Source organism: Anseongella ginsenosidimutans (genome assembly GCF_008033235.1).
Taxonomy (GTDB): domain Bacteria; phylum Bacteroidota; class Bacteroidia; order Sphingobacteriales; family Sphingobacteriaceae; genus Anseongella; species Anseongella ginsenosidimutans.
This window is the reverse complement of the sequence record NZ_CP042432.1, coordinates 63,392-76,534: the sequence shown is the minus strand read 5'-3', so window position 1 is coordinate 76,534 and position 13,143 is coordinate 63,392. Positions and strand designations below refer to the sequence as shown.

Genomic DNA, 13,143 nt, shown 5'->3' with positions numbered 1-13,143 from the left:
GCAGTTCCGGAATAATTCTTGATTTCAGGGCTTAAACGCTGTACTTTACCGCTGGCGGAATAATTTACGGCATTCCCATCCGGCCCAGCCCGCTAAACCAGCGGCAAGTCCGCCTGTAAATGCGGTAATAAGGATAAGCAGCAGGGGATTGCCTATGCCAAGCAGAATGCTTACCCGCTCGCTGAGTATGCCTCCGGAGCGGATATGGATGAACAGGCTGGCCAAACCCCATAAAAGGAAAACAGCCAGGAAACTCATCAGAAATGCCCTGCCGGGTGTGCGGCATTTCCAGAGGCAAAAAACAAAGGGAACGGCCATGATGGTCCACCAGGGCATCCACAGTTGTAGCAGCAGGGAGGTAAATAGTATGAGGGAAAATAATCTCATTGCAATGTCATTGTTGAAACGATTCCGGGATCGTCTTCATCGGGCTCTGTGAGAAAAACAAGTTTATGCAGTTTCCCCTGCCTCCATGTCTCTATCATGTTGTCGTACCAGGGGCTGCCGGGATTTCCCGATTGCCCGCCGGGGTAGATCCCGTAAGCATTGATCGTGTCGCCCATTTCCACCACCATGCGCCAGGAAGGGCCGTTATGATCATTCAGCGCATTTATGGTGCCTTTACCGCCGCCCATCAAGAGCTTTTCCGAACCCAGCGCGTCCTGCCCCAGGATATGTGCTATATGGGTGCCTTTTACATTGCCCCATTGCCATGCTTCACCCATTTGTCCGTATGTCTGCTGCAGCGAGTCGATGGTTTTGCGGAAACTTTGGGTAGCTGCATCGCGCAGGCCCTCCTTCGCAGCAGTGTTTACATTATCAAACCAGCGGGCCTCCTTTTCCCGGTTCAGTAGGTGGATGCTGCGGTCATGGCCGGGATAACGCATGGGACGTTCTCCGGCCTTGGCAAATTCGTCGCCCCAGATCGCCTTTTCCAGGAATTCCCACCATATTTCGAATAGGGAGGGCGCTATTTCGGCAGCAGCGTTACGATAATCCCAGGCTAAAAGCTCCAGCCGTGCCTTGTTTTCTTCCGCCTTAAGGGAAGTTGTGTCCAGCGCTTGCAGCATGGCCGGCAACGCCCATTCCGCCAGCTTTTTATAACTGTCGCTTTGCATCAGGCGAATGCTGTCTGTAGTAGCCTTCTGCATTCCCGCCAGCAGTTCATTGATCCGGATAGCCCGGCCGGGCTGTGTATATTCCCAGTTCAGGTAGTATGGATAACTTGTGTCCGCGCTGAACTGGTTCGCGGAACTTACGAAGCCCCTGGGCGGATCTTTTACATGCGGATTATGCGCATGGGGGATCCATCCCTGCCAGTCATTGGATGAGCGCGTTCCGTCAAGGAGGAATTTGCCCTGGTTTTTCCATTTGAGCGGAAATTTGCCGTTGACCCACATGGCAATGTCATTTCCGGCGCTGGCAAAAACAAAATTCTGCGCGGGGGCTACGTAATGACGTAAAGCCATCACATATTCCTCGTAATTTTCGGCCCTGTTCAGCTCGTAGAAGGTCAATACTTCGTTTCCGCCTTCGTGAGCGATCCATTTGGCCGCGTATCCCTGCGGAACCGATTGTTCGAAAGGCGTTTCGCCTTCTTCATACACAACCGGGCCGAAACGGGTATATAAAACCGTGTCCCTGACTTCTTCCGCTCCCCGTACCTTTACCGTTTCCACTTTTTTTTCCAGCGGAATCCAGGCGCTGTCCAGCCAGTATTCATTTTTTTCTTCATCTTTAAACCGGATACGGTAAAAGTCCAGTACATCCGGGTCTACATTGGTAACTCCCCAGGCGATGCTGCGGTTAAAGCCGATGATCACCCCCGGGGCTCCGGGAAGCGAAACCCCGCAGACGTTTACCCCGGGACTGCTCAATTGCACCTGGTACCATAGGGAAGGCAGGGTAAGGTTCAGGTGCGGGTCATTAGCAAGAATGGGATGGCCGGATGCTGTTTTGCTGCCTGAGATTGCCCAGTTATTGCTCCCGATACCCGGTACGCTTCTTTCGGGGCGCCAATAGCCATTGACTTCCAGGCTGCTCAACGCTTTGGGATCTGCCTCCTTAGGGGGTTCAGGGAGCGGAAGCGGCTGGAAATCCCATGCGGTTCCCGCCGGTATTACAGGGCTGGCCCTGAAAGGCCGGTCAGGAAAAAGGTTATAAACTATATCCTTGTTGTATTTAGCCAAAATATTGCTGAGATAATAATCATCGGAGCCCCCGTTCAGGGTTTTAGTCATTTGCTTCAGCAGCAGCGCGCATTTAAGCGGGGTCCATTTTTCGGGAGCGTAACCCAGCAATTTATATTCGAATGGATAATCCCTGGGCTGCAGGCCGCTGATATACGCATTGATGCCGCGGGTGTAGGCTTCAATGATCGTTTTAGTGCGGGGGTCGGACATCATGACGTCCAGGGATTGCCGGGCTCCGTACACCATTCCCATGCGGCGCTGGTACAGATCAAAGTTCACGGCTACGGGGCCGACAATCTCCGAGATTCTTCCGGCCGCGGCCATGGTCTGGAATTCCATTTGCCAGAGACGATCCCTGGCCGTTATATATCCCTGGGCAAAATAGAGGTCTTTATCGTTTTCCGCGAAAATATGGGGTACCCGGCTGGTGTCATATAAAATGCTGACCTTTCCTTCCAGTTCATCCAGGTTAAATTCTATATCCCTGGGCTCGCCGTTCTCCGCATTTTGCCAGAAACCGGTAAAAGGATCGAGGAAGTTTCCAACCGGCGGAGCGCTTCCGATCTTTATCTGCAGAACAGCAAACAACAGACCGGCCAGTACGATAGCCGCAATGCCTTTTAAGGACTTCATGCCTCTAATATAACATAAAAAGCAAACGAAGAATATTATTATCATTAACTTTACTTTAACTGAAATCCATTATTATGAAAAGGATCTGTAAGCAGCTGGCACTTGCTGCTTTTTTAACCGCGGTTTCCTCTTCAGAGGTGTCTGCTCAGGACGAAACCGTTGTCTCCGGCCATGTGCTGGACGCTGAAACTGCCGCCCCCCTGCAGGATGTAAGTGTTATCGTGAAGGGCCGGCCACTCGGAACCACCACCGGCGGGAACGGTGAATTTGAACTCACTGCAGATATAACTCCCCCATTTACCCTGGTATTCAGTCATATTGGTTATACTTTAAAGGAAGTGACTGTGCAGGGGAACAGAACGGGAATGGAGATCACTTTGCAGGCCACCTCCATCCTTGGCCGTGAAATCGTGGTCGCGGCATCCAGGATGGAAGAAAACATCCTAGAATCTCCGGTTTCTATTGAAAAGATGAATGCGGCGGCGATAAGAGCAGTAGCCGCCCCCGGCTTTTATGACGCTTTGCCCCACCTGAAAGGAGTGGAGTCCAGCATTCAGAGCCTTACCTTCCGTTCCGTATCTACCAGAGGGTTTAACTCGAACGGAAATACCCGTTTTAACCAGTTCATTGACGGAATGGACAACCAGGCGCCGGGACTGAATTTTTCGGTGGGCAATATGATTGGAATGACGGAGCTTGACGCGGGAAGCGTAGAGCTGTTACCGGGCGCGGCATCGGCCTTGTATGGCGCAGGCGGCATCAACGGGACGCTGCTGATGAACAGCAAAAGCCCTTTCGATTACCAGGGGCTGAGCCTGCAGCTGAAAGCGGGGCTAAACCATGTGGGAAAGGAGCAGCGTTCTTCCGCCGGTTTTATACCGGACCTGGCCTTTCGTTATGCGAGGGCAATGGGGAAATTTGCCTTTAAGATCAACGCCGCCTATCTGCAGGCCAATGACTGGGAGGCCGAAAATTACACGAATTTTGACCGGCTCAACGTGCAGGCCAAACCCGGTGCGTCCCATGCCGATGACCCTAACTACGACGGCGTAAACAGCTATGGAGATGAGATCAATACCAATATCCGGCAGGTAGCGCAGCAAATGGCTGCGATGTCGCTGATCCCAGGGGCTGCCGTAGCGCTCGTTCCCGATCAGCTGGTTTCCCGCACAGGTTACCGGGAAGAAAACCTGGTAGATTATGCCACCAGGAACCTGAAGCTGGGAGGCGCCCTTCATTATCGCTTTACCAGCGAATTGGAAGGCATTCTGCAGGTCAACCGGGGTAGCGGTACCAGTGTTTATACGGGGGCCGACCGCTATTCGCTGAGAGATTTCATCATGACCCAGTATAAAGCAGAGCTGAGAGGCCGGAACTTTTTCCTGCGGGCCTATACCACGCAGGAGCGCTCCGGCGATTCCTATAATGCCACGGCCCTTGGAAGCATTCTGAATGAAACCTGGAAGCCCAGCCAGCAGTGGTTCCCTGAATATGTGGGCGCATTCTTGACGGCCAAAGGCGCCGGCGCTGATGATATGCAGGCGCACGCAGCCGCCAGGGCCTTTGCGGACCAGGAAAGGTATGAACCGGGAAGCGGGGAATTTGAACAGGCTAAAGAAGAGATTACAAGCCGCTACATCGGGTTTGGTGCGGACAGGAACGGCGCTAAGTTCAACGATAAAACGAACTTGTATCACTACGAGGGAATGTACAATTTCTCCGGCCATATCCGCGTGGTGGAACTGCTCGCCGGGGCATCTTACCGCCGCTATGCCCTGCGATCCGACGGAACTATTTTCGACGACGCGGACAGGGATATCGGGATCAGCGAATACGGGGCCTACCTGCAGGTGAGCAAGAAAGTCCTGGAAGAGCGCCTGAAATTCACCGGCTCGCTGCGTTACGATAAGAACGAGAATTTTGAAGGACGGTTTACCCCCCGCCTTTCTGCAGTCGTTACCGTGACGCCGGAAAATAATATCCGCCTTTCCTGGCAAACCGGGTTCCGTAACCCTACTACGCAGAATCAATATATTGACCTGCTCGTGCGCGCTAATACCCGCCTGATAGGCGGCTTGCCGGAGTTACTGGGGAAATATAACCTGTATGAGAATAAGGGCTATACGCAGGAAAGTGTGCAGCGCTTTCAGCAAAGCGGCAACCCCGCGGACCTGGAACAGTATACCTTCCGTTCCTTCAAGCCGGAGAGGGTTCAGGCCTACGAGATTGGCTACCGGGGGCTTATCAATAAGAAGCTTCTTGTCGACGCCTATTATTATTATAACATTTACAATGATTTCATTTCTGCGCTGGTACTCCTGCAGAGCCCGGACGGAACGCCGATGGAACTGGGAAATGCGAGCATATTTTCAACGGTGGTGAACAATCCCTCGGATGTGGTTACCCAGGGCTGGGCGCTGGGGCTGGACTATTCACTCCGCGGCTGGCGCCTGGGCGGCAATGTGTCCTTTAATACGATCACGGAAAAAGCGGAAGGGCTTTACAACGATTTTAATACGCCCAAATACCGTTTCAACCTGAACCTGGGCAGGCAGAACCTGTACAGGAATATCGGGTTCAGGCTTGCTTACCGCTGGCAGGACACCTTTCACTGGAATTCCACTTTTTCGGCCGGGGAAGTACCGGCTTTCGGCGCGCTTGACGCCCAGGTGAATTATACTGTTCCGGAAACGGACGTGACAGTAAAACTGGGAGGCTCGAATATTTTTAACCGGTATTACTTTACTTCCTTCGGAAATCCTGCGGTGGGGGCCGTTTATTACCTCTCGCTAACCTACGATTCGGTGTTCTGATTTGTATCATCATATTTACATGGTCGCCTGCTGGTTTTTTTTACTTTAGCTGGTAAAATCAACTGGTATGCTAAGTTTTTTACAAAGGATCATTCTCGTCTTTCTTTTGATCGGCGGTACGACTGCATTCGCGCAGAAACGCATTTACCGTTACCCGGATGTTTCCGGGGACAAGATCGTTTTTTCTTTCGCAGATAATTTATGGCTGGTAAATAAAACCGGCGGACAGGCTGTCAGGATCAGTTCTCCGGCGGGCCCGGAACTCTTTCCCCGCTTTTCTCCCGACGGGAAAACACTGGCCTTCAGCGCAAATTATGACGGGAACATGGACATTTATACGATTGATGTCAATGGAGGCGTACCCCGGCGCATTACTCATCACGGAATGAGTGAGATCGTGCAGGACTGGTACCCTGACGGAGAACATCTTTTCTTCGCCTCGTCCATGCACAGCGGCAAACAGCGTTTTAACCAGTTTTATAAGATCAAGGCAACGGGCAGCCTGCCCGAGCAGCTTCCTATAACTATCGCCGAATTCGGAAGCCTTTCTCCGGATGGTCAAAAAATGGCTTATACCTATAAAAGCCGGGTGTTCCGGACCTGGAAGCGCTACCGCGGCGGATGGTCAGCCGATATTTATGTGTTCGACCTGCAGAGCCGGGAAGCTGAGAATATTACTTCCAACGATGCCAATGACGAACTTCCGATGTGGCACGGGAGTTCCATTTACTATATTTCAGATAAAGGCCCGGAGAAACGCTATAATATCTGGAAATACGACACAAATACGCGGGAACACAGCCAGCTTACTAATTTTAAGGATTTTGACGTGCATTTCCCGGCAATCGGGCCTGAAGAGCTGGTATTTGAAGCTGCCGGAAGCATTTACCTGCTGGACCTGGCAACAGCAGAATATAAAGAAGTGAACATCAGCATCGTGGATGACATGGAGAGCGTGAAACCCCGGCTGGTGAATGTGCAGGATTACCTGGCGGACGTCAGTATTTCACCTGACGGGCAGCGGGTGCTGGCCGGGGCGCGCGGAGAGATCTTTAGCCTGCCGGCCGAAAAGGGGGTGACCATTGATCTCAGCCGGTCTTCAGGGACCGCCGAACGGTATCCTGCCTGGTCTCCGGACGGAAAGAACATTGCCTGGTGGAGCGATAAGAGCGGCGAATACGAACTCTATCTTTATAACCAGGTCTCGGGGGAAACGAAGAAAGTGAGTAACCTGGGTGAAGGATACCGTTATCATATCTATTGGTCGCCGGACAGTAAGAAGGTTGCTTTTGTTGATCAAACCATGCAAATCAACGTGCTGGATATCAGCAGCGGAAAAGTTACGCCCGCCGGGAAGGGCCGGTGGATGTACCAGGGCAGCCTGGATAATTTTTCGGTAAGCTGGTCGCCGGATAGCCGCTGGCTTACGTACAGCAACGGACTGGATAACCGGCAGCAGGCCATTTTCCTGTTTGATACCCGTCAATCGGAAATACACCAGGTGACGTCCGGCTTTTACAGCGACGATTCCCCCGTTTTTTCTCCTGATGGAAAATACCTCTATTTTACCACAAACAGGCGGTTCAAACCGCTATACAGTAATTTTGACAATTCCTGGATATATACTAATTCCACGCAGATCGGACTGATTCCCCTGGCGGATACGACTGCTTCGCCGCTGCTGCCGGAGAACGATACGGTAACGGTAAAGACGGATGAGGATGAAAAGAAGGGGGACAAAAAGAAAGAGGAAGACAAGGACAATAAAAAAGGCGATAAGGGCGAAGAAGGCAAAAAGGACGAAGAAGGCAAAGACCGGACGATCATTGACCTGGAAGGAATGGAAAACCGGGTGGTGATCCTGCCGGTGGATGCCGGGAATATCGGGGACCTGGCCGCCGTTGAAGGAAAGGTGATTTATATGCGTTATCCTAATTCCGGTTCGGAAGAGGACGATGCCGCTCTTTATTATTTCGATCTGGAAGAGGAGAAAGAAGTAAGGATTATCGGGGAAGTGTCCTTCTTCCAGCTTTCGGCCGATGGAAAAAAGATACTGACCGGGAAATGGCAGCGCATGGGAGTGATTGACATGGGTTCCGGCAAAAGCCTGGATAAGACCGTGCCCCTCTCAGATATGCAGATGCGCCTGGTGCCCCGCGAAGAATGGCAGCAGGTATTTACCGACGCCTGGAGAATAGAGCGGGACTTTTTCTATGATCCGTCCATGCATGGCGTGGATTGGGAAGGACTGCGCAAACATTACGGCCAGCTAATTGCCAATGCCTGTACCCGGACCGATGTAAACTACATCATCGGCGAACTTATCGGTGAATTGAACGCTTCCCATACCTACCGGGGCGGCGGCGACCTTGAAAGCACCGCTCATGTTTCCGTAGGTTACCTGGGAATTGACTGGGCTTTTGAAAATGGAGCATACCGCGTAAAAGAGATTATCAGAGCGGCGCCATGGGATACGGAAGTACGTTCCCCGCTGGATATACCGGGGGTAAAAGTGGAAGTAGGCGATTATATCCTTGCCGTGAACGGTGTGCCGCTTACCACCTATTCTGATCCCTGGGGCGCTTTTGCCGGCCTGGCTGGAGAAACCGTGGAGCTGACCGTAAACAGTAAGCCGGAAGAAAAGGGCGCGCGCAAGGTCTATGTGGAAACACTGCGTTCTGAAACGCGCCTGCGCAACCTGGCATGGATAGAAAAGAACCGGAAATATGTAGAAGAAGCTTCCGGCGGGAAGATCGGGTATGTGTACGTCCCCAGCACTGCCACGGACGGCCAGGAAGAACTGGTGCGCATGTTTTATGCCCAGACAGATAAGCCCGGGATGATCATTGACGAACGTTTCAACAACGGCGGTCAGATCCCCGATCGTTTCATTGAATTGCTGAACCGGCCTGCGCTGGCTTACTGGGATGTGCGGGACGGGAAGAACTGGTCATGGCCGCCGGTAGCTCATTTCGGCCCCAAGGCCATGCTGATCAACGGCTGGTCGGGCTCCGGAGGGGATGCCTTTCCGGATTATTTCCGCAAGGCCGGGCTGGGCCCGCTGATTGGCACCCGTACCTGGGGAGGATTAATCGGGATCACAGGCGCTCCCAGCCTCATCGACGGGGGAGGAGTGACCGCCCCAACCTTCCGCATGTATAATCCGGATGGCACCTGGTTTGCCGAAGGCCACGGCATTGAGCCTGATATCGAAGTGAACGAAGACCCCACAGATCTTGCAAACGGGATAGACCCTCAATTGAAGAAAGCGGTAGAAGTAGTACTGGAAGAGCTGAAAACAGCCAAACCTTCTTATATAGCCCCGCCGCAGCCGGAGAAAAGGTAATAAAGAGGGCGCCAACCTTTTGCGGTCGGCGCCCTCTTTTTATTCGCGCCCTGCTGGCGCAGTTTCCCGCAAGCCTCAGCCTTTATCTACTGATGCTACGTGTTCGGCAAGGTCAACCAGTTTGTTGGAATAACCCCACTCGTTGTCATACCAGGCTACCACCTTCACGAAATGATCGTTCAGGGAAATACCGGCGTCCGCATCAAAGATGGAAGTGCGGGCATCGGTCACGAAATCCTGGGATACGACAGCATCCTCGGTATATCCCATGATGCCTTTCATCTCGCCTTCTGCCGCTTTTTTCATCGCATTCTTGATATCTTCATAGCTGGCGGGCTTTTCAAGACGGGCAGTGAGATCCACGACGGAAACATCGGGAACCGGAACCCGGAATGACATGCCGGTAAGCTTGCCGTTAAGGTCAGGGATCACTTTCCCAACCGCCTTCGCAGCTCCCGTTGAGGAAGGGATAATATTGTTCAATGCTGCGCGTCCGCCTCTCCAGTCTTTCTTAGAAGGCCCGTCAACGGTTTTTTGCGTCGCGGTGGTGGCATGTACGGTGGTCATCAAGCCTTCCACGATACCGAAATTGTCGTGCAGCACCTTTGCCAGCGGAGCAAGGCAATTCGTGGTACAGGAGGCATTGGAAACGAAATTCATGTCCGGCGTATAGGTTTTATGATTAACGCCCATTACAAACATGGGGGTGTCGTCCTTAGAAGGTGCCGACATGATCACTTTCTTAGCCCCGGCTTTCAGATGGCCTTCCGCCGTTTCCTTGGTCAGGAAAAGCCCGGTAGATTCCACGACATAATCGGCGCCTATTTCTCCCCATTTCAGATCAGCGGGATTTTTTTCAGCGCTTACACGGATTGTCTTTCCGTTTACCACGAGATGGCCGTTTTCAACCTTAACTTCTCCTTTGAACTTTCCATGAACCGAATCATAGGTAAGCATATAAGCGATGTAATCCACATCCAGAAGATCATTGATGCCCACGATCTCTACATTGGGCCTGTCTATGGCTGCGCGGAAGACCAGTCTTCCGATCCTTCCGAATCCGTTAATTCCTAATTTCATCATTGTATTGTTTTAATTGTGTTAAATTGACAAAACAGCAGCGATTTCCGCCAGTTCTTCATCAAAAGGGCTATGCCTGCTGATGGCCAGGGAAAGCTCGGTAAAATGCATCCTGTTATTGACCATGCCGATCATTTTTCCCTCCACATTATTGAGCAGCGCTTTTACCGCCGCATAGCCCATCCTGCTGGCGAGTACCCGGTCAAAGCAGGTAGGGCTACCGCCCCGCTGTAAATGCCCGAGTACGGTCACTTTCGTGTCGTAATGATCAAATCGTCGCTTTACTTCCTCGGCGATCTTCAGGGCGCCTCCGCTTTTCTCCCCTTCGGCTACCACTACGATGCTGGATGATTTTTGATTCTCAGCGCCTTCGGCAAGTTTACTGATCAGCGATTCAATGGCGGTTTCCTTTTCCGGAATAAGGATCGCTTCGGATCCTCCCGCAATTCCTGCCCAAAGCGCGATCACTCCCGCATCTCTGCCCATCACTTCCACGAAGAACAGGCGGTTATGGGACGCGGCCGTATCCCGTATCTGGTCGATAGCCTGGATCACGGAATTGTTGGCCGTATCAAAACCGATGGTAAAGTCCGTTCCGAAAAGGTCATTGTCAATGGTTCCCGGAATGCCGATCACCGGCACGTTGAATTCCCTGGAAAAGACTTCCGCCCCGCTGAATGTGCCGTCGCCGCCAATCACAATGAGGGCGTCAATCCCTTGCGCCTGCAAGTTTCTGAACGCCTTTTCCCGGCCTTCCTTTGTTTTGAATTCCATGCACCGGGCCGTCTTTAAAATAGTCCCGCCGCGCTGAATAATATTGCTTACGGCATGCGAAGGCAGGGGAATAAACTCATTGTCGATCAGTCCCTGGTAACCCTTCATAACGCCTACCATTTCAATGTTGTAATAAATGCCGGTCCGGACAACGGCCCGGATACAGGCATTCATCCCGGGAGCATCTCCCCCGGAGGTAAGGACGCCGATTTTATTTATACTTTTTTCCATTGATATTCTTACTGTTATAACGGACGTTCTGGTTACTTGTTCAAAAAGATTTCCGCCAGCGTGTAAAATTATTTATTTTGACATTAAATAAAAACAGCTTATTGTAAAATTTACAATAAGGGGTCGCTTTTGTTAACAAATATTCAAAAAGATTTGCAAAATCATGCAAGAAACCTATTCAGAATTTCATTCAATATTTTCCGTGGATTGCGTGATCTTTGGTTTTGATAAAGGCGAGCTGAAAATTTTACTCATTGAACGCGGGGAGGAGCCCTTTATCAATCACCTGGCCCTTCCCGGAAATATCGTCGGGGAGGATGAAGACCTGGATGCCGCCGCAGGCCGCGTGCTGAATGAGCTGACGGGGCTGAACAATATTTACATGGAGCAGCTCCATACCTTCGGGGAAGTCGGCCGCCACCCCCAGGGCCGGATCATTACAGTAGCCTATTTTTCCCTGATCAAAGTAAAGCGTCACGAGCTTTACCCGAAGATCCCTTTTGCCAAAAAGGCCGAGTGGCGGGCATTCCACGAGCTGCCCAAGCTCGCCTTTGACCATTCGGTCATCCTGGAAAAAGCCTACCGGCGGCTTCAGCGAAAACTTCGTTATCAACCCATTGGCTTCGAACTGCTCCCGGATAAATTTACCCTCACGCAGCTCCAGCAGCTCTACGAAGTAATCCTTGAAAAAGAAATCGACAAGCGCAATTTCCGCAAAAAGATTCTTAGCTACGGCCTGCTCACCGAATCAGGAGAAAAGCAAAAAAACGTTTCCCACCGCGCCGCCCGCCTTTATCGCTTCAACAAACGCCGCTATAACAGCCTGAAAAAAATGGGCTTCAACTTTGAAATTTAAACGCTTTTTAGTTTAACGTTTAAAGTTCAAAGTTTAAAGTTTTTAGTTCAAAGTTTAAAGTTTAGTTTTTAGTTTTTAGCGAGAAGGGCTTGCAGGTTTGGGGTTAAGGTTTTTGGTATTGGGGCTTGGAGGTTCCGGCTTGATATTCAAGGGTTTCGGGCTGGGTTAAATTTTCATTACGTCAATTTCTTTGACTTTCTTCCAGCCTTCGCCGTCTTCCGGCTTTTGGAAATGGGCTTCGGCACTCCGGTCTTCCGTTGAATACTGCATCAGCGCATTATTCATTTTGGATCAAATACAATTCGGTCTATAAAGAAGGAGTAGGTGAAATGATGGCGTTCCTGCCCATATTTGTTTAGCCGGGATAGATGGGCACCACCAAAGACCGGCAAAAAGGACGAAAGAAATTTCACCCTTTTCAGGTGACTCTGTCCCTTGTCCTTTAAAAATTTATTCAGAAGATGACGATGGCCGTATCGGCAACCCAAGGCACAAAATTCGCGACAGGGCCCTTGCCAACCAAATAGAGTTCCACGTCCCGCGCATATAGGGTATCGAATTCATAATATCCTGCCGAAAGGAAATAACCAAATACGCCCTTGTGAACGAACATTGGAGATGCTAAGCCTCCTCTCTTATCGCTATACTTAAACGATGCAGCAAAATCAAATTCCTGACCTTCTGCAAAGCCGACTTCCACCTTTGGTTGGAGGACAAGATACTGGGGCCTTTGTTTTGATGCGTGCCGATATGCTCTGAAATTCACCGCTTCTGATTCATTGCATAAATGATGGATGAACGCATTTAGAAGTGCATTAACATTTGCAATGGTATCATTTGAAGGCCGTATTTTAGACAAACCATCGACCTGGTGAACGAATTCCTTTAAAAGTTTGACCGATCTTTTTTCAAACGCTTTATTTAGCCGGGAAGGTCCCTGAGAATTTGCCGCCGGGGCAACCGCTATAAAGCAAAACAGCAACGCGACACGGAACATAGTCAAACAGTTTAAATTCCCAGATCAAAATACATTTTCAAACAGCAAAAACCCTTTGAACCTTAAACCTTGAACTAAAAACTAAAAACTCGAAATTCTTTGAACCTTGAACCCTTGAACTTTAAACTAAAAACTCGAAACTAAAAACTCTTCAAACATCAAACCCAACCCCAAAAAATTTAAACCTTAAACCTTGAACCTTGAACTTTAAACTAAAAACT

At 50.7% G+C, this 13,143-nt stretch carries 8 protein-coding genes; 3 read left to right on the top strand and 5 right to left on the bottom strand.

The window, feature by feature from the left end; all coding sequences use genetic code 11:
• Nucleotides 1-45 precede the first annotated feature (45 nt).
• Nucleotides 46-387 carry a hypothetical protein gene (locus tag FRZ59_RS00360; protein ID WP_132127831.1) on the bottom strand — a complete coding sequence of 114 codons (342 nt, stop codon included), beginning with the start codon at nt 385-387 and terminating at the stop codon, nt 46-48.
• A complete protein-coding gene (locus FRZ59_RS00355; protein WP_132127832.1) occupies nt 384-2,825 on the bottom strand; it encodes a penicillin acylase family protein in 2,442 nt (813 codons plus the stop codon). Before FRZ59_RS00355 ends, FRZ59_RS00360 begins: the two co-directional genes overlap by 4 nt.
• 74 nt (nt 2,826-2,899) lie before the next feature.
• On the opposite strand from FRZ59_RS00355, the gene FRZ59_RS00350 reads away from it, so the two are divergent.
• Together FRZ59_RS00350 and FRZ59_RS00345 are read left to right on the top strand one after the other, a co-directional pair.
• Complete coding sequence (locus tag FRZ59_RS00350) at nt 2,900-5,638, top strand: TonB-dependent receptor (protein ID WP_132127833.1); 2,739 nt, start codon at nt 2,900-2,902, stop codon at nt 5,636-5,638.
• A 67-nt stretch (nt 5,639-5,705) separates the two neighbouring features.
• A complete protein-coding gene (locus tag FRZ59_RS00345) occupies nt 5,706-8,984 on the top strand; it encodes a S41 family peptidase (RefSeq protein WP_132127834.1) in 3,279 nt (1,092 codons plus the stop codon).
• Between the two features lie 75 nt (nt 8,985-9,059).
• On the opposite strand, the gene gap is transcribed toward FRZ59_RS00345, so the two are convergent.
• Complete coding sequence (gap, locus tag FRZ59_RS00340; protein ID WP_132127929.1) at nt 9,060-10,064, bottom strand: type I glyceraldehyde-3-phosphate dehydrogenase; 1,005 nt, start codon at nt 10,062-10,064, stop codon at nt 9,060-9,062.
• 21 nt (nt 10,065-10,085) lie between these two features.
• Nucleotides 10,086-11,069, bottom strand: coding sequence for a 6-phosphofructokinase (gene pfkA, locus FRZ59_RS00335; protein WP_132127835.1), 984 nt, complete (start codon nt 11,067-11,069; stop codon nt 10,086-10,088).
• Nucleotides 11,070-11,232: 163 nt separating this feature from the next.
• Here pfkA and FRZ59_RS00330 point away from each other — a divergent pair, with 163 nt between their 5' ends.
• The gene (locus FRZ59_RS00330) at nt 11,233-11,925 is read left to right on the top strand and encodes an NUDIX hydrolase (RefSeq protein WP_132127836.1); all 693 of its coding nucleotides are present in this window, start codon (nt 11,233-11,235) and stop codon (nt 11,923-11,925) included.
• Nucleotides 11,926-12,379: 454 nt separating this feature from the next.
• Here FRZ59_RS00330 and FRZ59_RS00325 read toward each other — a convergent pair whose 3' ends face one another.
• A complete protein-coding gene (locus FRZ59_RS00325; protein WP_132127837.1) occupies nt 12,380-12,922 on the bottom strand; it encodes a hypothetical protein in 543 nt (180 codons plus the stop codon).
• Nucleotides 12,923-13,143 lie beyond the last annotated feature (221 nt).

Bases quoted from the DNA above. Each gene is read 5' to 3' on its own strand.
- FRZ59_RS00355 (WP_132127832.1), bottom strand. From the start codon at position 2,825: ATGAAGTCCTTAAAAGGCATTGCGGCTATCGTACTGGCCGGTCTGTTG.
- FRZ59_RS00325 (WP_132127837.1), bottom strand. From the start codon at position 12,922: ATGTTCCGTGTCGCGTTGCTGTTTTGCTTTATAGCGGTTGCCCCGGCG.
- pfkA (WP_132127835.1), bottom strand. From the start codon at position 11,069: ATGGAAAAAAGTATAAATAAAATCGGCGTCCTTACCTCCGGGGGAGAT.
- FRZ59_RS00360 (WP_132127831.1), bottom strand. From the start codon at position 387: ATGAGATTATTTTCCCTCATACTATTTACCTCCCTGCTGCTACAACTG.
- FRZ59_RS00350 (WP_132127833.1), top strand. From the start codon at position 2,900: ATGAAAAGGATCTGTAAGCAGCTGGCACTTGCTGCTTTTTTAACCGCG.
- FRZ59_RS00345 (WP_132127834.1), top strand. From the start codon at position 5,706: ATGCTAAGTTTTTTACAAAGGATCATTCTCGTCTTTCTTTTGATCGGC.
- FRZ59_RS00330 (WP_132127836.1), top strand. From the start codon at position 11,233: ATGCAAGAAACCTATTCAGAATTTCATTCAATATTTTCCGTGGATTGC.
- gap (WP_132127929.1), bottom strand. From the start codon at position 10,064: ATGAAATTAGGAATTAACGGATTCGGAAGGATCGGAAGACTGGTCTTC.